This is a genomic window from Leclercia sp. LSNIH1, from assembly GCF_002902985.1.
Taxonomy (GTDB): domain Bacteria; phylum Pseudomonadota; class Gammaproteobacteria; order Enterobacterales; family Enterobacteriaceae; genus Enterobacter.
Map to the genome: position 1 here is coordinate 634,903 of NZ_CP026167.1, position 21,439 is coordinate 656,341.

21 protein-coding genes are annotated in these 21,439 nt (G+C 56.3%); 12 read left to right on the plus strand and 9 right to left on the minus strand.

What is annotated here, in order from left to right; translation table 11 throughout:
- Positions 1-45 precede the first annotated feature (45 nt).
- From C2U54_RS03365 to C2U54_RS03375, 3 genes are all read left to right on the plus strand, one after another.
- Positions 46-912, plus strand: coding sequence for a LysR family transcriptional regulator (locus tag C2U54_RS03365; protein WP_103177380.1), 867 nt, complete (start codon positions 46-48; stop codon positions 910-912).
- A 48-nt stretch (positions 913-960) separates the two neighbouring features.
- Complete coding sequence (locus C2U54_RS03370) at positions 961-1,755, plus strand: SDR family NAD(P)-dependent oxidoreductase (protein WP_103177381.1); 795 nt, start codon at positions 961-963, stop codon at positions 1,753-1,755.
- 94 nt (positions 1,756-1,849) lie between these two features.
- The gene (locus C2U54_RS03375) at positions 1,850-2,512 is read left to right on the plus strand and encodes an HAD family hydrolase (protein ID WP_103177382.1); all 663 of its coding nucleotides are present in this window, start codon (positions 1,850-1,852) and stop codon (positions 2,510-2,512) included.
- Positions 2,513-2,565: 53 nt separating this feature from the next.
- Here the strand turns inward: C2U54_RS03375 and C2U54_RS03380 are convergent, their stop codons facing one another.
- The 3 genes from C2U54_RS03380 to C2U54_RS03390 form a co-directional block, all read right to left on the minus strand.
- On the minus strand, positions 2,566-3,591 hold the full coding sequence (locus C2U54_RS03380) for a TerC/Alx family metal homeostasis membrane protein (protein ID WP_103177383.1): 1,026 nt from the start codon (positions 3,589-3,591) through the stop codon (positions 2,566-2,568).
- 158 nt (positions 3,592-3,749) lie between these two features.
- Positions 3,750-4,148: an ion channel gene (locus C2U54_RS03385; protein ID WP_103177384.1), complete on the minus strand. Its 399-nt coding sequence runs from the start codon at positions 4,146-4,148 to the stop codon at positions 3,750-3,752.
- Positions 4,149-4,275: 127 nt separating this feature from the next.
- The gene (locus C2U54_RS03390; RefSeq protein ID WP_103181000.1) at positions 4,276-5,469 is read right to left on the minus strand and encodes an NAD(P)/FAD-dependent oxidoreductase; all 1,194 of its coding nucleotides are present in this window, start codon (positions 5,467-5,469) and stop codon (positions 4,276-4,278) included.
- 229 nt (positions 5,470-5,698) lie between these two features.
- Between C2U54_RS03390 and pitA the strand changes: the two genes are divergently transcribed.
- Positions 5,699-7,195, plus strand: a complete 1,497-nt coding sequence (gene pitA, locus C2U54_RS03395; protein ID WP_103177385.1) for an inorganic phosphate transporter PitA — start codon at positions 5,699-5,701, stop codon at positions 7,193-7,195.
- A 56-nt stretch (positions 7,196-7,251) separates the two neighbouring features.
- On the opposite strand, the gene uspB is transcribed toward pitA, so the two are convergent.
- Positions 7,252-7,587, minus strand: coding sequence for a universal stress protein UspB (gene uspB, locus C2U54_RS03400; protein WP_032615027.1), 336 nt, complete (start codon positions 7,585-7,587; stop codon positions 7,252-7,254).
- Positions 7,588-7,872: 285 nt separating this feature from the next.
- On the opposite strand from uspB, the gene uspA reads away from it, so the two are divergent.
- Positions 7,873-8,310, plus strand: coding sequence for a universal stress protein UspA (gene uspA / locus C2U54_RS03405; protein ID WP_103177386.1), 438 nt, complete (start codon positions 7,873-7,875; stop codon positions 8,308-8,310).
- Between the two features lie 54 nt (positions 8,311-8,364).
- Here the strand turns inward: uspA and rsmJ are convergent, their stop codons facing one another.
- Positions 8,365-9,117 carry a 16S rRNA (guanine(1516)-N(2))-methyltransferase RsmJ gene (gene rsmJ, locus C2U54_RS03410; protein WP_103177387.1) on the minus strand — a complete coding sequence of 251 codons (753 nt, stop codon included), beginning with the start codon at positions 9,115-9,117 and terminating at the stop codon, positions 8,365-8,367.
- Positions 9,118-9,124: 7 nt separating this feature from the next.
- Positions 9,125-11,167 carry an oligopeptidase A gene (prlC, locus tag C2U54_RS03415; RefSeq protein WP_103181001.1) on the minus strand — a complete coding sequence of 681 codons (2,043 nt, stop codon included), beginning with the start codon at positions 11,165-11,167 and terminating at the stop codon, positions 9,125-9,127.
- A 203-nt stretch (positions 11,168-11,370) separates the two neighbouring features.
- Between prlC and C2U54_RS03420 the strand changes: the two genes are divergently transcribed.
- The 3 genes from C2U54_RS03420 (at position 11,371) to C2U54_RS03430 (ending at position 14,109) form a co-directional block, all read left to right on the plus strand.
- Entirely contained in the window at positions 11,371-12,213 is an 843-nt protein-coding gene (locus C2U54_RS03420; protein ID WP_103177388.1) for a 23S rRNA (adenine(2030)-N(6))-methyltransferase RlmJ, read from the plus strand.
- 70 nt (positions 12,214-12,283) lie between these two features.
- A complete protein-coding gene (gene gorA / locus C2U54_RS03425; RefSeq protein ID WP_103177389.1) occupies positions 12,284-13,636 on the plus strand; it encodes a glutathione-disulfide reductase in 1,353 nt (450 codons plus the stop codon).
- A 203-nt stretch (positions 13,637-13,839) separates the two neighbouring features.
- Positions 13,840-14,109, plus strand: coding sequence for a monooxygenase (locus tag C2U54_RS03430; protein ID WP_103177390.1), 270 nt, complete (start codon positions 13,840-13,842; stop codon positions 14,107-14,109).
- Positions 14,110-14,125: 16 nt separating this feature from the next.
- Here C2U54_RS03430 and C2U54_RS03435 read toward each other — a convergent pair whose 3' ends face one another.
- Positions 14,126-14,530 (minus strand): hypothetical protein, encoded by a 405-nt coding sequence (locus C2U54_RS03435; RefSeq protein WP_103177391.1) that lies wholly within the window; start codon positions 14,528-14,530, stop codon positions 14,126-14,128.
- Between the two features lie 190 nt (positions 14,531-14,720).
- On the opposite strand from C2U54_RS03435, the gene C2U54_RS03440 reads away from it, so the two are divergent.
- Positions 14,721-15,443, plus strand: coding sequence for a hypothetical protein (locus C2U54_RS03440; protein ID WP_103177392.1), 723 nt, complete (start codon positions 14,721-14,723; stop codon positions 15,441-15,443).
- Positions 15,444-15,681: 238 nt separating this feature from the next.
- Complete coding sequence (locus tag C2U54_RS03445) at positions 15,682-17,331, plus strand: alpha,alpha-trehalase (protein WP_103177393.1); 1,650 nt, start codon at positions 15,682-15,684, stop codon at positions 17,329-17,331.
- A 12-nt stretch (positions 17,332-17,343) separates the two neighbouring features.
- Here the strand turns inward: C2U54_RS03445 and C2U54_RS03450 are convergent, their stop codons facing one another.
- Positions 17,344-18,942, minus strand: coding sequence for an STY4199 family HEPN domain-containing protein (locus C2U54_RS03450; protein ID WP_103177394.1), 1,599 nt, complete (start codon positions 18,940-18,942; stop codon positions 17,344-17,346).
- Positions 18,943-19,093: 151 nt separating this feature from the next.
- Here C2U54_RS03450 and C2U54_RS03455 point away from each other — a divergent pair, with 151 nt between their 5' ends.
- The gene (locus tag C2U54_RS03455) at positions 19,094-19,618 is read left to right on the plus strand and encodes a GNAT family N-acetyltransferase (protein WP_103177395.1); all 525 of its coding nucleotides are present in this window, start codon (positions 19,094-19,096) and stop codon (positions 19,616-19,618) included.
- A 32-nt stretch (positions 19,619-19,650) separates the two neighbouring features.
- Here the strand turns inward: C2U54_RS03455 and C2U54_RS03460 are convergent, their stop codons facing one another.
- Positions 19,651-20,409 carry an SDR family NAD(P)-dependent oxidoreductase gene (locus tag C2U54_RS03460; RefSeq protein WP_103177396.1) on the minus strand — a complete coding sequence of 253 codons (759 nt, stop codon included), beginning with the start codon at positions 20,407-20,409 and terminating at the stop codon, positions 19,651-19,653.
- Between the two features lie 119 nt (positions 20,410-20,528).
- Here C2U54_RS03460 and C2U54_RS03465 point away from each other — a divergent pair, with 119 nt between their 5' ends.
- The gene (locus tag C2U54_RS03465) at positions 20,529-21,428 is read left to right on the plus strand and encodes a LysR family transcriptional regulator (protein ID WP_103177397.1); all 900 of its coding nucleotides are present in this window, start codon (positions 20,529-20,531) and stop codon (positions 21,426-21,428) included.
- The last annotated feature ends 11 nt before the right edge of the window (positions 21,429-21,439 follow it).

Genomic DNA, 21,439 nt, shown 5'->3' on the forward strand with positions numbered 1-21,439 from the left:
ATAACGCTATGATTTAATCAAATTCATCCAAAAATTAGATTAGTTATGCACAAAACTACCCTTGAGCAGTGGTCGCTGCTGGAACGCGTCGTTGAGTTGGGCAGCTTTGCCCGCGCCGCAGAGGAGACGCATCGCAGCCAATCTTCCGTCAGTTATAACCTGGCATTGTTGCAGGAGCGGCTGGGCGTGGCGCTTCTGGTCCAGGTGGGGCGTAAGGCGGTGCTGACCCCGGAAGGAGAGCTGCTGTTAAATCAGGTCAAACCGCTGCTAAACGCCTTTACCCTGCTGGAGACGCGCGCCACGACGCTACGCAACGGGATGCGTACCCGACTGGATGTGGTGGTGGACAGCATTTTCCCTCGCCGTCATCTGTTTGCCATTCTGCGCCAGTTTCAACAGCGCTATCCGCAAACCGAGGTGCATCTGACCGAAATACTTGAGAACACCGGCGAGGCGCTGGCCCAGAGCGAAGCCGACGTGATGGTGCTAACCCGCCGCCAGGATGTGACCGGGCGCGGCGAGTGGTTGATGAATATCGACTTTGTCGCCGTGGCGCATCGGGAACATCCGCTGTTTGAACACGACACGCCGCTCACTGATGAAATGCTACGCTCCTGGCCACTCATCCAGATCGCCGGGCAGAACTACGCCGCGCCTCCCGGCGGCGAAGCCTGGACCTTCTCCACCATCGACGCCGCTATCGATGCGGTGATGTATCAGGTGGGGTATGGCTGGCTGCCGGAAGAGCGAATTCAGCAACAGCTGGAAACCGGTGTGCTAAAAACGGTGCCCCTGAGCCACGGCACGCGCCGTGCTACACCGCTGCATCTGATTGTAAAACGCACGCTCGCCCCGCTCGACGAACAGGTGGAAACCTTACTGCACCTCTTCAGCCAGCCGTCGCAAAGGTGAACTGCTACGCTTAATGGTCTGAACTTCAAATATGACAAGGAGCAGACCGTGAAAATCGATCTTACGGGAAAAGTGGCGTTAGTGACCGCCTCCACAGGCGGCATTGGCTTCGCCATTGCCAGAGGGCTGGCGGAGAGCGGTGCAGAGGTGATTGTTAACGGACGCAGCGTCGACTCGGTCAACCGGGGCATCCAGCAGCTGCAGCAGCAGATACCGGGCGTTCAGGTGCGGGCTGCCATTGCCGACCTCAGTTCGCAGGAAGGGGTGGATGCTCTGCTCCGGGTCGCTTCGGGCGTCGATATCCTCGTCAACAATGCCGGGATCTACGGCCCTCAGGATTTTTACGCTACCGACGACGAGACCTGGAATCACTACTGGCAAACCAACGTGATGTCCGGTGTACGGCTATCGCGCGCCCTGCTGCCCGGCATGGTGCAAAAAGGCTGGGGCCGGGTGGTCTTTATCTCCTCCGAGTCGGCCTGCAATATTCCGGCGGACATGATCCACTATGGGGTCACCAAAACCGCCCAGCTCTCTCTGGCGCGCGGTCTGGCAAAGTTTGTCGCCGGGAGTGGCGTCACCGTGAACAGCGTCCTGCCTGGCCCGACGATGTCGGACGGCTTTGCTGAGATGATGAAAGACGAAATAGAGAAAACCGGCAAGTCCCTGGAGACGCTGGCAAAAGAGTTCGTGATGGCCAATCGCCCAAGCTCGGTGATCCAGCGAGCCGCCACGGTAGACGAAGTGGCGAACATGGTGGTTTACGTCTGTTCCCAGCAGGCATCCGCCACCTCCGGCGCGGCGCTGCGCGTGGATGGCGGCGTGGTGGACGATATTATCTAGCGCTGCCGATGGCTACCCGTCCGCTGGCGGGTGGCATCTGACGCTAAAGCAGGTAAACTGAGGACAGAATGTGAATTTACGCTAAGACTCTGTTATGACCAATATGATTGCCGATGAGGCGATGGCAAAATCCAGCGTCCTCTCCGTGTTCGACTTTGATGGCACGCTGACCCATCACGACAGCTTTATCCCCTTCTTACGCTTTGCGTTCGGTAAGCGCTACTTTGCCGGTCGCCTGGTGCGGATGGCCTTGCCCACCATTCACTGCGTACGCCGCAAGCTGACCCGTGATGAACTGAAAGAGGTGCTGATCAAAACCTTCCTGACCGGCGTGGATGAGCACTGGCTGCGTGAGCAGGCAGAGCGGTTCTGCGAAAAGTACTGGGATAAACTGATGCGCCCCCAGGGGGTGCTGGCGGTGGCGGCGGAAGTCAACTCCGGCGCGGAAGTGACCATCTGCTCTGCCTCGCCGGCGCTGGTGTTGCAGCCATGGGCTGACAAGCTCGGCATTAAGCTTATCGGTACCCAACTGGAGGTGAAAGAGGGCAAGCTGACCGGGCGGATCACCGGCCATAACTGCCGCTGTGCGCAGAAGGTGGCCCGGCTGGAGAGCGTGTACGGCAGCCTGACCAATTACCACGTGCGCGCCTGGGGCGACACCCGGGGCGACCACGAGCTGCTGGCGGCGGCGCAGGATCCGCACTGGCGCCATTTCCATCCGCCGCGCGCGCGCCGCAATTCACCGATCAAGCCGTAAAAGATGCCGGGTGTTGTAGGCCCGGCAAGCGTAGCGCCGCCGGGCAAAATCCGTCAGGCTTCCCGTTTCCCCGGGAAGAGCAGGCTCGCCAGAATCCCCGCTGCCAGTACGCCCAACACCACCAACAGACTCGCCGTAGCGCCGATACCGTAGCCGTGGTGCCAGAAGTGATCCGTCGCGTTCAGACCGAGCTTAAAGGCGACGAAGAAGAGCAGCGCGATCACCGCTTTCTCCAGATGCACCAGATACTGCTTCAGCGCCTCCAGCACGAAGTAGAGGGTACGCAGGCCGAGGATGGCGAACATCATGGCGCTGTAGATAATCAGCGGCTCGCGGCTGACGGCGATGATCGCCGGCACCGAGTCAAAGGCGAACATCACGTCTGACAGCTCCACCACCGCCACACAGAGCAGCAGCGGCGTGGCATAGCGCTTCGCCTTCTTCACCCGTCCCACCATCACATCCTGGTTTTCAGGCTTGGCCAGCTCGGCATCCACCTCTTTCTGGCTGAGAAGAAACGCGTTACCGGTGATTTTTGGCCAGATCGGATAGAAGCGTTTTACCGCGCGGTAGGCCAGATGCTGGGAGTAATCCTCAATCTCGTCCTGCTCTTCGCCGCGTTTAAGCATCATCACCGCCGTCCAGGCCACAATCAGGGCAAAGACCACTTCAACGTATGGCCCCAGGCTCAGCAGGCTGGTGCCGATGGCGACGAAGATCCCGCGGAAGACAATCGCGCCAATCACCCCCCAGTAGAGCACCCGGTGACGATACTGATCCGGCACGCCAAACCAGGCGAAGATCGCCATCATCACGAAGAGGTTATCAACGGAGAGCACCTCTTCCAGGGCGTAACCGGTGAGGAACAGGCTCGCCACTTCGGCACCGTGATGCACGTAGAGGAACCCGGCGAACGCCATCGCCATCATCACCCAGAAGAGGGACCAGAGTGAGGCGCTTTTCAGTGAAATTGGTTTGTCATGGCGATGCATGAAGAGGTCGATAAACATCGCCCCGACAGCCATAACCACAAAAACAACAACGGTTTCCGTCGGGAAACCGAGATGAGCAGAGGACATAGACAACCCTTTTTGAAGACAAAATACACACCATGCAGACTGGCGAGGCCAGTAAAGAAAAAAAAGGGACCGTTTACCGGCTTCTCCCCTTAAAACGCATAACCCTGCGTGAGGGAGTGTACTTTACCTCACATTGCGGAGGTTCTGCCATCGGCGCTTTACTGGCTCATGCCGCGCAGCCGCTGCAGGACGGCCACCAGCACCGCCACCGACCAGCCAACCATCAGCGCGCCAACCAGCCCTTCCACTCCGCCAGTCAGTCGCCAGTGTTCCGGCAACGTGACGTCGCCATATCCCACTGTAGCGTAGCTGACCAGCGAGAAATAGAAGCTGGTGTTCCAGTCATTAAACGCGCCGACATAGCGATAAAAAACGGCAAACAGGCTGGCTTCAAGCAGATGGGCAAACAGGGCAGTCATGATGATAACGATATTGCGGAACACCACGCGCATCACCGATTCCACATTCAGGTTGATGAATTTCAGTATAAAAAACATCCATGTGGAATGAATGATCACCGTCAGGTTGATCAAAATAATAATGCTCACAAGCTGCATATCACACTCTCTGAAAGGTAACGCAATACGCCCTGCTCAGCTGAACAGGGCGTAAAATAGCGGAACGTTTGAGATGCAGTGTAGCGGATGGGGGCGAAGTACAGGGTGCAATAGTTGCGCCGGAATACTACCTTTCTGCCAGCGCCTCTGCACAGGCCCAGGCGCTGGCCCACGCCCACTGGAAGTTATAGCCACCCAGCCAGCCGGTAACGTCCATGACTTCGCCGATAAAATAGAGTCCAGGCACGTTGCGGGCCTCCATGGTGCGCGAAGAGAGTTCGTTAGTGTCCACACCCCCCAGCGTCACTTCCGCGGTGCGATAACCTTCGGTGCCGTTGGGTTGTACGCGCCAGGCGCTTAAGGTTTCGACCAGCGCCTGCTGATCGCGGCTGTTGAGCTGCTTGAGTGACACATCAGGAATTTGCCCCAGCTGCTGCAGGCACTCCACCAGCCGTTTCGGCAGCTGTATCGCCAGGGTGTTTTTCAGGCTCTGGTTAGGGTGCGCCGCACGCTGCTCATTGAGGAAGCTCTCCAGATCGCAATCCGGCACTAAATTGATGGTGACAAACTCACCCGGCTGCCAGTAGCTGGAGATTTGCAGCACCGCCGGGCCGGAGAGGCCACGATGGGTGAACAGCAGATTCTCCCGAAACACCGTACCGTCTTCGGCGGTAATCACCGACGGCACCGACACGCCGGAGAGGGTCTGCAGCTGTTCCAGCAGCGGCTTATGCAGGGTGAATGGCACCAGTCCGGCACGGGTCGGGAGTACCTTCAGCCCAAACTGCTCGGCAATTTTATAGCCAAACGGCGTGGCACCCAGCCCCGGCATGGAGAGCCCGCCGCTGGCGATCACCAGCTTATCTGCGCACACGGTTTCGCCATTAAGCTGCAGCGTGTAACCTGCCTCATCACGCGCCACATCCAGCACTTCGCTGCGAAGTCGCAGGGTAACCTGACCTTTTTCACACTCCGCCACCAGCATATCGACGATTTGTTGCGCGGAATCGTCGCAAAATAATTGCCCCAGCGTTTTCTCATGCCAGGCGATCCCATGTTTACCGACGAGGTCGATGAAGTCCCACTGGGTGTAGCGCGCTAACGCAGATTTGCAAAAATGACGGTTCTGGCTCAGATAGGCCGTAGGTTCGATATAAAGATTAGTAAAGTTGCAGCGGCCCCCACCAGACATCAGGATTTTACGACCTGGCTTTTTGCCGTTATCGAGCAGCAGAACCCGGCGTCCTGCCTGTCCGGCCATCGCCGCACAGAATAAACCCGCCGCACCTGCGCCAATAATGATGGCATCGTACTTTTCCACGTCTCGATCCTCCTGGTTTTCAGGCGCGAATTGTAAAGTTTCCTCAAGAAACGCACCAGCGTAAAAATCTGTAATTTCATGCATTTCGTTGAAATTTAAAAAGTAATTCTTTTGCTGCTACGCTTATGTCAGTAAGCAAATCAAAAAAAGGCTATATTTCACTTTGCCCGTTGCGCATTTGTCCTGGATAATGCGCCGCGTTCATGTCCTCAAAATGGCGTAACGTCCTATGCTACATTTGTTTGCTGGCCTGGATTTCCATACCGGGCTTTTACTTTTGCTTGCTCTGGCCTTTGTATTGTTCTACGAAGCGATTAACGGCTTCCACGATACTGCAAACGCAGTGGCAACGGTTATCTACACCCGGGCATTACGATCGCAAGTTGCGGTGGTGATGGCTGCAGTGTTTAACTTCTTTGGCGTTCTTCTTGGAGGTCTGAGCGTAGCCTACGCCATTGTGCATATGCTGCCAACGGATCTGCTGTTGAATGTCAGCTCTGGTCATGGTCTCGCCATGGTCTTCTCCCTGCTGTTTGCTGCAATTATCTGGAACCTCGGTACCTGGTATTTCGGCCTGCCAGCATCCAGTTCCCACACGCTGATCGGCGCTATCATCGGTATTGGTTTAACCAATGCGCTGATGACCGGTACGTCTGTGGTGGACGCCCTGAACATCCCTAAAGTTCTGGGTATTTTCGGTTCACTGATTATCTCCCCGATTGTCGGTCTGGTTGTGGCGGGTGGCTTGATCTTCCTGCTGCGTCGTTACTGGAGCGGTACGAAAAAACGTGCCCGTATCCACCTGACGCCGGCCGAGCGTGAAAAGAAAGACGGTAAGAAGAAGCCGCCATTCTGGACGCGTATCGCCCTGATCATCTCTGCTATCGGCGTGGCTTTCTCGCACGGCGCTAACGATGGTCAGAAAGGCATTGGTCTGGTGATGCTGGTGCTGATCGGCGTGGCCCCGGCGGGCTTCGTGGTGAATATGAATGCGTCCGGTTACGAAATTACCCGTACCCGTGACGCCATCAACAACGTCGAGACCTATTTCCAGCAGCGTCCTGACCTGCTGAAAAAAGCGACCGGCGTTGACCAGCTGATCCCTTCTCCGGAAGCGGGCGCGACCCAACCGGCGGAGTTCCATTGCCATCCGGCTAATGCGATCAGCGCCCTGGAGCGCGCAAAAGGCATGCTGACGGACGTTGAAAGCTACGACAAGCTCTCCGTAGAGCAGCGTGGCCAGATGCGCCGCATCATGCTGTGCATCTCCGACGTCACCGACAAAGTTTCTAAGCTGCCTGAAGTCTCTGCCGACGACAAACGTCTGCTGAAGAAGCTGAAAGTCGACATGCTGAACACCATTGAGTACGCACCGATCTGGATCATCATGGCGGTCGCGCTGGCGCTGGGTCTCGGTACGATGATCGGCTGGCGTCGCGTGGCGACAACCATCGGCGAGAAGATCGGTAAGAAAGGCATGACCTATGCCCAGGGGATGTCCGCTCAGATGACGGCGGCAGTCTCTATCGGTCTGGCCAGCTACACCGGTATGCCGGTATCCACTACCCACGTTCTCTCTTCGTCCGTGGCGGGTACCATGCTGGTTGATGGCGGCGGTCTGCAACGCAAAACCGTGACCAGCATTCTGATGGCCTGGGTATTTACCCTGCCGGCATCGATTCTGCTGTCCGGCTGTCTGTACTGGATCTCCCTGCAATTCCTGTAATCGCAGGCAGGTTACGCGAAGAGCGGGTCAGGTAACTGGCCCGCTTTTTTTTGCGCTCAATGCCAGATGAGGAGAGCAATCATGCTCACCACCACCAGGCCGCACAGTGCGCTGGTCAGGATGAACTGACGACGCAGGCGCTCACAGCGACGGATAAACTCATCATCATGATGATCGCGATAACGCTGGGCGTAGATATACCACACCAGGCGCATCTGTTTGCTGGGCTGCCCGTGCGAGGTAAAGAAGCCCCCGCCATCCACATATTGATAAAGCAACGGATCGCAGCCACGAAGTACCACCAATAGCGCGCGCAAGGATGAGAAATAACGCGCCATATTTACAATGCAAACCACACATAACGCCCAAAACAATGCGACGGTGCTAATCATACTTCCTCCCCGGCGTCCGCCCTCGAAGCAACGCTTCGGGACTACCGCACCCCAATGCCCTGACAGACGGTTCAGTGATAGAGAGACGTAAAAACCGATCGGCTTCACATTTTATTATCCGAACGGCTTATTCAATAGTGTAGGAGATCCGTTAATTTTTTTGCCACAAGGTTAATCGTTATCAACACCAATGCTTGAAAATTTTGTTTAACTGGGCCGTAATGAAAGCAGGTAGACGACTGCTACAGGCATTGGTCATCGATAACTTAAGGAAGGAGTAACACTATGGCTTATAAACATATTCTGATCGCTGTTGACCTCTCCCCGGAGAGCAAAGTGCTGGTTGATAAAGCGGTATCCATGGCGCGTCCGTACAATGCGAAAGTTTCCTTAATTCATGTGGACGTAAACTACTCCGATCTCTATACCGGCCTGATCGATGTGAATCTGGGGGATATGCAGAAGCGTATCTCCGAAGAGACCCACCATGCACTGACCGAGCTTTCCACCAATGCGGGCTATCCGATCACCGAAACCCTGAGCGGCAGCGGCGACCTGGGCCAGGTGCTGGTCGATGCGATTAAGAAATACGATATGGATCTGGTGGTCTGCGGCCATCACCAGGACTTCTGGAGCAAGCTGATGTCATCCGCCCGTCAGCTGATTAACACCGTACACGTTGATATGCTGATTGTGCCGCTGCGCGACGAAGACGACGAGTAAGGCGGGATTGCCTGAATGTAGGCCGGGTAAGGCGAAGCCGCCACCCGGCTTTTTTTATTCCGGGGTACCGGAATAGATATCAAACCGGTGCCCTTTGGTCACCACCGCATTGGTCGTCGCAACCTCCGCCAGTGGCGGCGCGTAATCCGGGCGCTTCACCACCACGCGCTTCGTAGCCAGCAGACGCGCAGGCGCCAGCAGGCCATCCGCATCGAGATCCGGCCCCACCAGCGACTGAAACACCCGCATCTCTTTCTTCACCAGCGCGCTTTTCTGCTTATGCGGGAACATCGGGTCGAGATAGACCACCTGCGGGCGTGGGGTGATATCGGTCAGCGCCGTCAGGCTTGAGGCGTGGATCAGCTGTAACCTCTCCTGCAACCAGCCGCCGATTTCCGGATCGGCATAGCCACGGGTCAGGCCGTCATCCAGCAGCGCGGCCACCACCGGATTGCGCTCCAGCATCCGCACACGACAGCCTACCGAGGCCAGCACAAAAGCGTCGCGCCCGAGTCCCGCCGTGGCATCCACCACGTCCGGCAGGTAGCTGCCCTTAATCCCGACCGCTTTGGCCACCGCTTCGCCGCGTCCGCCGCCAAACTTGCGCCGGTGCGCCATCGCCCCACCAACAAAATCGACGAAAATGCCGCCGAGTTTGGGCTCGTCGCGCTTGCGCAGCTCCAGATGGTCCGGGGTCATCACCAGCGCCATCAGGTTTTCTTCATCGTGCTCCAGCCCCCAGCGGGCGGCAAGAACAGATAAGGCGCCGTCTCCGGCGCCTGTTTCATCAACTAAGTGAATCTTCACGAATCAACTAACCCTTGATCCCGTAATGCTCCAGCATCGCATCCAGCTGCGGTTCGCGGCCACGGAAGCGTTTGAACAGCTCCATTGGCTCTTCAGAACCGCCGCGGGTCAGGATGTTATCCAGGAATGACTGACCGGTTTCGCGGTTGAAAATCCCCTCTTCCTCGAAGCGGGAGTAGGCGTCTGCCGCCAGCACGTCTGCCCACAGGTAGCTGTAGTAGCCCGCCGCATAGCCGCCCGCAAAGATATGGCTGAACGCGTGCGGGAAGCGTCCCCAGGCCGGGCCTGGAATAAGGGCAACCTGCTTTTTGATCTCCGCCAGGGTTTCGAGGACCTTCGCCCCCTGCTCCGGGCTGAACTCCGCATGCAGACGGAAATCGAACAGACCGAACTCCAGTTGGCGCAGGATAAACATTGCCGCCTGGTAGTTTTTCGCTTCCAGCATCTTATCCAGCAGCGCTTTTGGCAGCGGCTCGCCGGTCTCATAGTGGCCGGAGATAAACGCCAGCGCGTCCGGCTCCCAGCACCAGTTTTCCATAAACTGGCTCGGCAGCTCCACGGCATCCCACGGTACACCGCTGATACCGGCAACGCCTGCCGCTTCAATGCGGGTCAGCATGTGGTGCAGACCGTGGCCGAATTCGTGGAACAGAGTGATCACTTCGTCATGGGTGAACAGCGCAGGTTTGCCGTTAACCGGACGGTTGAAGTTACAGGTCAGATAAGCAACCGGCTTTTGCAGCGAGCCATCCGCTTTACGCATCTGCCCTACGCAGTCATCCATCCAGGCGCCGCCGCGTTTATTTTCGCGGGCGTAGAGGTCGAGATAGAAGCTGCCGCGCAGTTCGTTCTGGTCGTCGTACAGTTCGAAGAAGCGCACGTCGTCGTGCCACACTTCCACATCGTTGCGCTCTTTGGCGGTGATGCCGTAAATGCGTTTCACCACTTCGAACAGGCCGTTAACGGCTTTGTTTTCCGGGAAGTACGGACGCAGCTGCTCATCGCTGATGCTGTAGAGATGCTGCTTCTGTTTCTCGCTGTAATACGCGATATCCCACGGCTGCAGCTCATCGACGCCGAATTCCGCTTTGGCAAAGGCGCGCAGCTGGGCCAGCTCTTTCTCGCCCTGAGGACGAGCGCGTTTGGCCAGATCGGTTAAGAAATCGAGTACCTGCTGCGGGTTTTCGGCCATTTTGGTAGCAAGAGATTTATCTGCGTAGCTGTCAAAGCCCAGCAGCTGCGCCAGCTCGTGACGCAAGGCAAGAATTTCCGCCATCACCGGGGTGTTATCCCACTTCCCGGCGTTCGGGCCTTGATCGGACGCGCGGGTGCTGTAGGCGCGATACATCTCTTCACGCAGGGCCTGGTTATCGCAGTAGGTCATTACCGGCAGATAGCTCGGGATATCCAGCGTCAACAGATAACCGTCCTGCTCTTTCGCTTCGGCTTGCGCTTTTGCTGCCGCCAGGGCGCTTTCCGGCATGCCAGCCAGCTCCGCTTCGTCGGTAATCAGCTTCGTCCAGCCCATGGTGGCATCCAGCACGTTATTGCTGTACTGGTTGCCCAGCTCAGACAGGCGCGTCGCGATTTCGCCGTAGCGCTGCTGCTTCTCTTTTGCCAGACCAATGCCCGACAGTTCAAAATCGCGCAGCGCGTTATCGACAGCCTTTTTCTGCGCGATATTCAGCGTCGCATAGTGATCGCCCTCGCGCAGGTCGCGGTACGCTTTGTAGAGCCCTTCGTGCTGCCCGACCCAGGTGCTGTACTCCGACAGCAGGGGCAGGGTTTGTTCGTAGGCCTCACGCAGTTCCGGGCTGTTTTTCACCGAGTTCAGGTGGCTGACCGGGGAAAAGATGCGGCCGAGCACATCATCCACTTCCGCCAGCGGCTGACACAGGTTTTCCCAGGTATAAGGGGCGCCATGCGCTACCACGCTCTCAACGGCGGCACGGCAATCGTCCAGTGCTTTGGTGACAGCGGGAACAACATGTTCAGGCAAAATGGAGGAAAACGGTGGCAACGAAAAAGGCGTCAGTAATGGATTGGTCATAAGCACTGTCCTGTTAAATGAGTGAATGAAGCGCGCATCCTGCGCGAGCATATTGTTTCCAGGATGGGGTTAAGTGTAGTGAATTTCAATGGCTGAGGTGACAGAAAAACAGCCGCCGCGACGGTGCGTGCCGGGCCTGCGGGTAATCTGTGCCGTTCTGCTGTAAACTGTGCTCAATCGACATTATCGGAACATATCTACCCATGCTCAGTTATCGCCACAGCTTTCACGCGGGCAACCACGCCGACGTTCTTAAACACACCGTACAGAGTCTGATCATCGAGGCGCTGAAAGAGAAAGATAAGCCTTTTCTCTATCTGGACACCCATGCCGGCGCGGGCCGCTATCAGCTGAGCGGCGAGCATGCCGAGCGCACCGGAGAGTACCTCGAAGGCATCGCCCGCATCTGGCAGCAGGATGACCTGCCGGCGGAGCTGGAACCCTATATCGGCGTGATCAACCATTTTAACCGCAGCGGCCAGTTACGCTACTACCCGGGTTCGCCGCTTATCGCGCGCCAGCTGCTGCGCGAGCAGGACAGCATTCAGCTGACTGAACTGCATCCAAGCGACTACCCGCTGCTGCGCTCTGAATTCCAGAAAGACAGCCGCGCGCGCGTGGAGAAATCGGACGGCTACCAGCAGCTGAAAGCGAAGTTGCCGCCGGTTTCCCGTCGCGGTCTGGTGCTGATCGACCCGCCATACGAAATCAAAAGCGACTACCAGGCGGTGGTTGCGGGTATCAACGAGGGCTACAAACGCTTTGCCACCGGCACCTATGCGCTGTGGTATCCGGTGGTGCTGCGTTCACAGATCAAACGCATGATCAAGGATCTGGAAGCGACCGGCATCCGTAAGATCCTGCAAATTGAGCTGGCCGTTCGCCCGGACAGCGATCAGCGCGGCATGACCGCGTCCGGCATGATTGTGATTAACCCGCCCTGGAAGCTCGAAGCGCAGATGAATAACGTCCTGCCGTGGCTGCACAAAAAGCTGGTCCCGGCCGGTACCGGCCATACTACCGTTAGCTGGATCGTGCCAGAGTAATCGCAGTCATCGATGGAAACTATTGATTTCAGGTATACAATCGCGGCAATTAACGATTAAGGATAAGACCATGACCAAGCATTACGATTACATCGCTATCGGCGGCGGCAGCGGCGGTATCGCCTCGATTAACCGTGCGGCCATGTACGGCCAGAAGTGCGCGCTGATTGAAGCAAAAGATCTCGGCGGCACCTGCGTTAACGTCGGTTGTGTACCGAAAAAGGTGATGTGGCATGCGGCGCAGATCCGCGAGGCCATCCATCTCTATGGCCCGGATTATGGTTTTGATACCACCATTAATAACTTCGACTGGGATCGTCTGATCGCCAGCCGTACCGCCTACATCGATCGTATTCACACCTCCTACGATAACGTGCTGGGCAAGAATAATGTCGATGTGATCCGCGGTTTTGCCCGCTTTGTCGATGCGAAGACGATCGAAGTCAACGGTGAAACGATCACCGCCGATCATATCCTGATCGCTACCGGTGGCCGCCCGAGTCATCCAGCTATTCCGGGTGCGGAATACGGTATCGACTCCGACGGTTTCTTTGAGCTGCCTGCCCTGCCGAAACGCGTTGCCATCGTTGGCGCGGGTTACATCGCCGTGGAGCTGGCGGGCGTGATTAACGGCCTCGGCGCCGAAGCGCACCTGTTTGTGCGTAAACACGCCCCGCTGCGCAACTTCGATCCGCTGATCGTCGATACCCTGGTGGAGGTGATGAATGCCGAAGGCCCACATCTGCATACCGAAGCCATTCCGAAAGCGGTTGTGAAAAACGCTGACGGCAGCCTGACCCTTGAGCTGGAAGATGGCCGCAGCCAGACCGTTGATTGCCTGATCTGGGCCATTGGCCGTGAACCCGCAAACGACAACTTCAACCTGGCCGTCACGGGTGTCAAAACCAATGAGAAAGGCTATATCGTTGTCGATAAGTTCCAGAACACCAGCGTACCGGGCATCTACGCCGTGGGCGATAATACCGGCGCCGTTGAACTGACCCCTGTTGCTGTCGCCGCGGGTCGTCGTCTTTCCGAGCGTCTGTTTAACAACAAACCGGAAGAGCACCTGGATTACAACAACATCCCGACCGTGGTCTTCAGCCACCCGCCAATCGGTACCGTCGGTTTAACCGAGCCTCAGGCGCGAGCGCACTATGGCGACGACCAGGTGAAAGTGTATAAATCCGCCTTCACCGCCATGTATACCGCGGTCACGTCTCACCGTCAGCCGTGCCGCATGAAGTTAGTGTGCGTCGGCCCGGATGAGAAGATTGTCGGCATTCACGGTATCGGCTTTGGTATGGATGAGATCCTGCAGGGCTTTGCGGTCGCGCTGAAAATGGGTGCGACCAAGAAAGACTTCGATAATACCGTAGCTATTCACCCAACGGCGGCAGAAGAGTTCGTGACCATGCGTTAGTTCGCCTTGTCAGCGAGTATGCACGTTTAAAGACCGGCCCTCAGTGGCCGGTTTTTTTATGCACCCTCCCCCACCGCCACGCCGCTGCTGGCGCAGATGTACATACGGTAACAAAATTCACCGGTAATGACGGCAGGCCTGGCTACGCTTAAAAAGTATTAAGCGCTTACCTGGATCGATTAATTAAGATTAGAGAAAAGAGTATGCAAGTGAAGATCAACGCAAAAAGGCTGGCTAAATTCCATCTGATTCTTGCCCTGGTATGGGCGATGTTAACCATACCCACCCTTCTGTGGTGGAAAAACAGTATTCTTTGGGTCTCTCTGATGAGTATTTACGCCATTGTGGTTTCGCATCTGGCGGCCTATAGCGCGGCCCATGCGGAAAAAGCGGCCAGCAATGCCCTGAATCAAAGCGAAGAGACCCGGCAAAAGACTGATGAAATAGCAGGCGATCCACGTCAGGCGCACTGATCGTGCCTCACCGGTGTCAGGCAAACAGGATCTGCCCGACGCCGGTACACTCCTCAAAAATAAACATTCTGCGTGGCATATTTAACAGGCGCATTCCCGCCACCTGGCAATAGCGTAAGCGGATCGGCTGCGTAACCACGCTATTTGATAAAAAGACATTGCGCATATCGCAATTTTCAAAACAGAGCTCGTCGATATAACAGCGGTTAATTAATAAACTGCTGAACTGTATATTGCGGAACACACTCTGCTTCAGATTACAGCGGAAAATAATGGCGTTGTTCTCTCCTTCAAAAATATCCAGCCATGCTAAATGGTGGCTTTCCAGCAGCCCCTGCAGTTCTGTTATAGTGGATTGATAGCCGCTCGGCTTTGCAAAAGAAAAAGGCATAGCGCCCTGACGCTTCGCGTTAAGGTTCATAAGGATTTCCTGTTTGAGCGCGTCATCAGAGACGATGACGACGAGGTGAAAGGCCTTAATTACTTATTTGCGCGTAGCGAAACAATGGCGATTTTGGACACTTATTTGCAGAGTTGGCCAATAAAAGAAAAGTCGAATACACAGCGTTATTAAACAACTACAAAAATAATTTACCTTAAGGGGATATTTAATGCCAATCAGCAAAAGTAAGAACGCTATTCTGGTGTTTGAATCACCGTGGAAACTCGATGATTATGATGCCAACCGCTCATCCGTGCTGCCGTTCGTGCACGGAATTGCCAAAATGCATGGCGACACTGAGGTCTACTCTCTGAATTTTTATAATAAAAAGAGCTTCGAGATTGCGCTGGATTGCCTGTGCCGTCAGAAATTTGATAATACCCTCGTCTATATTGCGGCGCATGGCAGTAAAACCCGTATCGGCGATGTTTCTCTCACCGACATCCTTGACGCCATTAATGATAAATCCCGGAAGTTCAACATCAAAGGTTTGATGCTGGGCTCATGTTTTGCGGGCAGCGACCCCCATTTACTGGAGGCGTTTCTGGAAGGTAGCAAACTGACCTGGTGCGCCGCCTATTCCTCTTCATGCTACTGGTTGCAGGGCACGATGCTTGACTGCGCTCTTCTCCATAGCGCCCTTAATATCGAAGATGCGCATTATAAAACGCATGAAGAGATGCAGGAGGCGTTTGCTGAGGCTATTGCCCACTTCGCCCCAAATGCCAACATCGGGACCGACAGTAATGAGCAACCTGTCGCGCTATCAGCATCCCTACAGATCGTAATTCAGCCTGAAGGCCGGGGTTTCCGCGCCCGTCTCTCCTCTGAAGAGATTTTTGACCGCGCGAAAGCCTGGCGCTTCAACGAGGAGACAGAAGAAGCCCTCTGATTCATACTCTGTTGCAAAGCGAATGATCCGAATTTTAGATCGCCTGCGCACTGCTGGATTGCCCGTTTATTGCCTGCAATAACATCAACATGCCTCCAGTAGTGCCCGTTTTGCCCCGCCAGTAAAATGTGATCTACCGCACATATACCTCTTCACAGACCGAAGCGAATGTCTAAGATTAGTAAGCAACCGGATAAAACCAGACCTGAGACTACGCAAACCGGAGGTCCTGACCACCATGTTCAACCAGAAAATACGCACTGTAGAGACCGTAGAGTTCGACATAGAACAAGAACTTCTCTACGAAATCGATCCCTGCGAGTTAAAACTGGATGAAATGCTCGAGGCGGAACCGGAACCTGAAATGATTGAAGGGCTGCCCGCATCCGATGCGCTCACCCCTGCCGATCGCTACCTTGAACTCTTCGAGCATGTTCAGTCGTCGCGACTGTTTGAAGACAGCAAAACCTTTCCAGACTGTGCGCCGAAAATGGATCCGCTGGATATCCTTATCCGCTATCGCAAGGTGAGACGACACCGCGACTTTGACCTGCGCCAGTTTGTGGAAAACCACTTCTGGCTGCCAGAAGTGCTGTCGAGCGAATATGTATCGGATCCCTCTTTCTCGCTCAAAGACCATATCGACAACCTGTGGCCGGTACTGACCCGGGAGCCGCAAGATCATATCCCGTGGTCGTCACTGCTGGCGCTGCCGCAGGCCTACATCGTCCCCGGCGGGCGATTCAGCGAGACCTACTACTGGGACTCCTATTTTACCATGCTGGGGCTGGCCGAAAGCGGTCGCCACGACATGCTCAAGTGCATGGCGGATAACTTTGCGTGGATGATTGAAAAGTACGGTCATATTCCTAACGGCAACCGCACCTACTATCTGAGCCGCTCGCAACCGCCGGTGTTTGCCCTGATGGTGGAGCTGTTTGAAGAGGATGGCGTGCGCGGTGCCAAACGCTATCTGGACCATCTGAAGATGGAGTACGCCTTCTGGATGGACGGCGCAGAGTCGCTGCTGCTCAACCAGGCTTACCGCAGTGCGGTACGTATGCCGGACGGCTCTCTGCTCAACCGTTACTGGGATGACCGTGACACTCCAAGGGATGAATCCTGGATAGAGGACGTTGAAACCGCCCGTCACTCCGGGCGTCCACCTAACGAGGTCTATCGCGATCTGCGCGCCGGGGCTGCCTCCGGTTGGGACTACTCCTCCCGCTGGCTGCGGGATCCGAGCCGGCTGGCGAGTATCCGCACCACGCAGTTTATCCCTATCGATCTCAACGCGTTCCTGTTCAAGCTGGAGAGCGCCATCGCCAATATTTCAGCCTCAAAAGGGGATAAAGAGACTGCGGATCGCTTCCGCCAGAAAGCGAGCGATCGCCGCGCGGCGGTTAACCGCTATCTGTGGGATGAGGAGAACGGCTGCTATCGCGATTATGACTGGCGCCGGGAGCAGCTGGCGCTCTTTTCCGCGGCCAGCATCGTGCCGCTGTATGTCGGTATGTGTACCCATGAGCAGGCCGAACGGTTATCCGACGCGGTAAAAGCGCGTCTCCTGACGCCGGGCGGTATCCTTGCCACCGAGTATGAAACCGGGGAGCAGTGGGATAAACCTAACGGCTGGGCGCCATTACAGTGGATGGCGATCCAGGGATTCAAACAATACGGCAATGATTCTCTGGGGGATGAGATCGCGTGGAGCTGGCTGCACACGGTAAACCATTTCTACAAAATGAATCACAAGCTCATCGAGAAGTACCACATCGCCAGCAGCCAGCCCCGGGAAGGGGGCGGGGGTGAGTATCCCCTGCAGGACGGTTTTGGCTGGACTAACGGCGTGGTGCGCAGACTCATTGGCCTGTACGGGGAGCCGTAGCTCCCCGCGTTGTCAGCGGATCACCTCATAAATGGCTGTATGAATCGTCTGCCATTTTTTGGTACTGGCGTCCGGCTGGGCCTGTGCCCGCCGCTTCGCCTGATCCATCTCGCGTCGCTGGCGTTCTACCACCGCCGGAACGGTACAAAATGCCTGCAGATACTCTTTACGCAGATCCGTCAGCGGTTCGCCCGCTGACATCGCGTGTGCGAGGGTGTTGATAAACTGTCGGCAGGGCTTCGCCTGCCCCATCTGCAGACGATAGCGCATCAGGATATCCAGCACCTCCCGATGTCCCACCGACAGGGCGTGCTCTGTCCAGGAGAGCTTCCACTCCATTCCCGCCTTCAGAAACAGCAGCGCCACGCGGGTATCGTTCCTGTCAATCGCTGCGCGGAAGTTATTCTCATCCCAGGTGACGCCCATGCGCGTCAGCGTTTCGCGGGAGGAGGGCGACTCACGCATCTCTTCCGCCGCCGTTTGCACAGGAGGCGAGGTGGTACTGGCCGCCTGGGTCGGCGTGCTGCTTTCCATTAATAGCCAGGTACCCGCCGCCAGCATTCCCATCACCATCACCCCCACCGCCCCCCACAGTCCCACCGAGATCAGATGATCGCGTTGCTCCGGGGTGCGCGCGGGCCGACGGTTCGGTTTATCGATAGCGTCGCGCACCTCAAAAATGTCATCGCCGGTGGCCCGGCTTTTTTCTCGCGCATTTTCCCAGAAGAGCTCCAGCTCGTGGTTATTCTCTGCCATCAACCCCGTCGGGTTTACGGCGGTACGGCCTTCGTTAAAGGCACGCTGAACGGGGCCGGCAATCTGGGCGTAGTAGTTGTCCAGCAGCAGGATTTGCGCAGAGGTCAGCGGCTGCCGGGCAATGATGTTGTTGCGGATCAGGCGGATATCATCAAGAAAGGAGTGGAGCGTCTTACGCGGTTCCACCATCAGCGTCAGCAGAGCGGGATCGCTGAACAGCGCCGAATAAGAGCGGGAGTACTCTTTCTTGTCCACCAGCATCAGCGCCAGCTCGCTAAACATCATGCCGCCGAGGGCATCGTTGCGCTCGCCCTGCTGCAGCCAGCGGCGAACCCGATCGGCACCGAAGAGCGTTTTAAGGTGATTGTTCAGGCGCGTTGGATCTGGCCAGGCCTGCATAATCAGCCCTTTAATCATCAATTCCAGCGCACGTACCTGTTTCCGGGCTTGCTGTTGCTGAAGCTCATCGCCGGGGCTCATTTCGGTACTGTAGGTCAGCAGCGGCTGCTGCAAACGCAGGTGTTCCAGGGCCGTCACAAAGCGCGTCGCGGCAATCAGCTGGTTGTCGCTCACATCCTGCCCGCTCTCATACTGCGGCACCCGCTGCTGCAAAAGCCGCAATTGCAGGGTGAATTGTGAGAGCTCCGCATCGTTGAGGTTCAGGCGTTTTGCCACGCTCGCCCAGCCCCCCAGCGCCAGCCTGGCGGAATCCAGCTGCTCAAGGAACCAACGGGGATCTTTGCCTTCGGCAACATGCACCTTTAACAGGAGCAGGATCTCCACAGAGGCCTGACGAATAATTCCCAGACAGCGTTCAAACTGCTCGCGGATCACGTGCGATTTACTGAGGGTCATCATTATCCTTAACTGCCGCGCAAAGATTCAGGCGCAGCGAACGGAGAGCGGTTGTTTTTTAAGTGGTTATACCAGATTAAACATACCCGATAACCGGCACTATTTCAGTGATAATGTTAATATCATTTACAAAAGCTCCCGGAGATCTGGCATGCCTGTGCTGCACACCCCGCGTTTAACCTGTTCCCCACTGCAGGAAGAGGACTGGCCCTTTTTTCTCTCCCTACAGCAACACCCCGATGTGATGCGCTACGTGGCCGAAGCCCGTCCGGAAGAGGCCATTCGCGAAACGTTTACCTCTCGCCTGCCCGCGTGGTCTCCAGGCAGTGATCACTGGCTGTGCCTGGTGGTGCGCGATCACAATCAGACCCCGCTTGGGGTCACGGGCTATATTCATCGCGATGATGATTGTGCCGAAGTGGGGTTCCTTTTCGCCCCGCAGGCGCAGGGCAAAGGTTACGGCTTTGAATCCTTACAGGCGGTGTGCGATTACGCCTTTATGCAGGGAGATATCCGCCGTTTGACCGCTACGGTGACGGCGGGCAATGTCGCCTCTAAACGTCTGCTGGAAAAAGTGGGCTTTGTGCTGGAAGGTGAACTGCGCGAAAGCTACTGGCTGGCAGGTGAGTGGCAAAACGACTGGCTGTTTGGGCTGTTAAGAAAAGAGTACTGCTAAGCGTGCCGCGGGGCTCCCTCCCCGGCACCTGATTACAGGAACATCCCTCCGGAGACCTCAACGCGCTGCGCATTCATCCAGCCGAGTTCGTCGCTGAGCAGCGCCGCAATCGCATCGCCGATATCGTCCGGTAACCCAACGCGGCCCAACGCTGTCTGGGAGGCGATCTGCTGATTGATTGCTTTGTTATCGCGTACGCGACCGCCGCCAAAATCGGTTTCGATAGCCCCCGGGGCGATAATGTTGGCGGTGATCCCGCGCGCCCCCAGCTCCTTAGCCTGGTAGCGGGTGAGCACTTCCATAGCCCCTTTCATCGCCGCATAGGTGCTGGAGCCCGGTAGCGCAAAACGAGCCAGGCCAGATGAGACGTTGAGGATCCGCCCGCCGTTTTCCATCAGCGGCAATAGCCCCTGGGTCAGAAAGAACGGGCCTTTGAAATGGATGTTCATCACTTCATCAAACTGCGCTTCAGTGGTTTCCATATAGGGGGCATATAAACCCACACCTGCGTTGTTCAACAAATAATCGAAGGTGTTGCGCTTCCAGACTGAATGCAGTTTTTCAATCACCTTAGTGGCGAACTGTTCAAAGCTGGCAATATCCCCGACGTTCAGCTGCAATGCTGCTGCTTTTACCCCTTTTTGTTCAATTTCACGTACAACTTCGAGCGCTTCCTGCTCGCTCCGGTTGTAGGTCAGCAGGATCCCGACACCCTTTGCTGCCAGCTTCAGCGCCGCGTTTTTACCGAGCCCGCGGCTGCCGCCGGTCACTATTGCTATACGTTCAGTCATAAGAAACCTCGTTTCGGCTGTTGTGATGATTGAGAAAGAGCTTATTAGGTGATAGAAAATCAATAAATACGCTACGCAACGCTTCACTGTTTCAAAATAAACAACAATGAGCGCTCCCTATGGATAAAATTCACGCAATGCAGTTATTTATTCGCGTCGCTGAACTGGAGAGTTTTTCCCGCGCCGCAGATTCAATGGGCCTGCCTAAAGGTAGCGTATCGCGCCAGATTCAGGCGCTGGAGAACGGGCTTGGCACCCAGCTGCTGCACCGCACCACGCGTCGGGTCAGCCTGACGCAGGACGGTATGGTCTACTACGAGCGGGCCAAAGATCTGCTGACCAATATGGAAGAACTGGATGGTCTTTTTTTGCACGATCCTGCCAGCGTCAGTGGAAGAATACGCGTCGATATGCCGGCCAACGTTGCGCGAAATTTAGTCATCCCCAAACTGCCACTCTTCCTGCAACAGTACCCCGGCATTGAACTGGAGCTGAGCAGCAGCGACCGGCTGGTGGATGTGATTCGGGAAGGATTTGATTGCGTGGTGCGCGTCGGCACCCTGAAAGATTCCGGCTTAATTGCCCGCCCGCTCGGCAGGCTGTCGGTGATCAACTGCGCCAGCCCCGATTATCTGTCGCGTTTTGGCTATCCCGACGGGCTGGATGATTTAACCTCCCATGCGGTGGTGCATTACGCAACGCATCTCGGCACCCGGCCCCAGGGGTTCGAATATTACGATGGTGAGGCGACCCACTGGGTTAAGACCGGCGGTGTCCTGACGGTCAACAGCACCGAGACTTACCATGCCTCCGCCCTCGCCGGGCTGGGAATTATTCAGGTGCCGCGGGTAGGCGTGCGTGACGCCCTGCGGGCCAAAAAGCTGCTGGAGATCCTCCCGCAGTACCGCGCCAGGCCCATGCCGGTGTCGCTCATTTATCCCCACCGCCGCAACCTCTCCCGCCGGGTGCATCTGTTTATGGCCTGGCTCACGGAAATCATGAAAACCTACGTTGACTGAGCGCAGGCTAT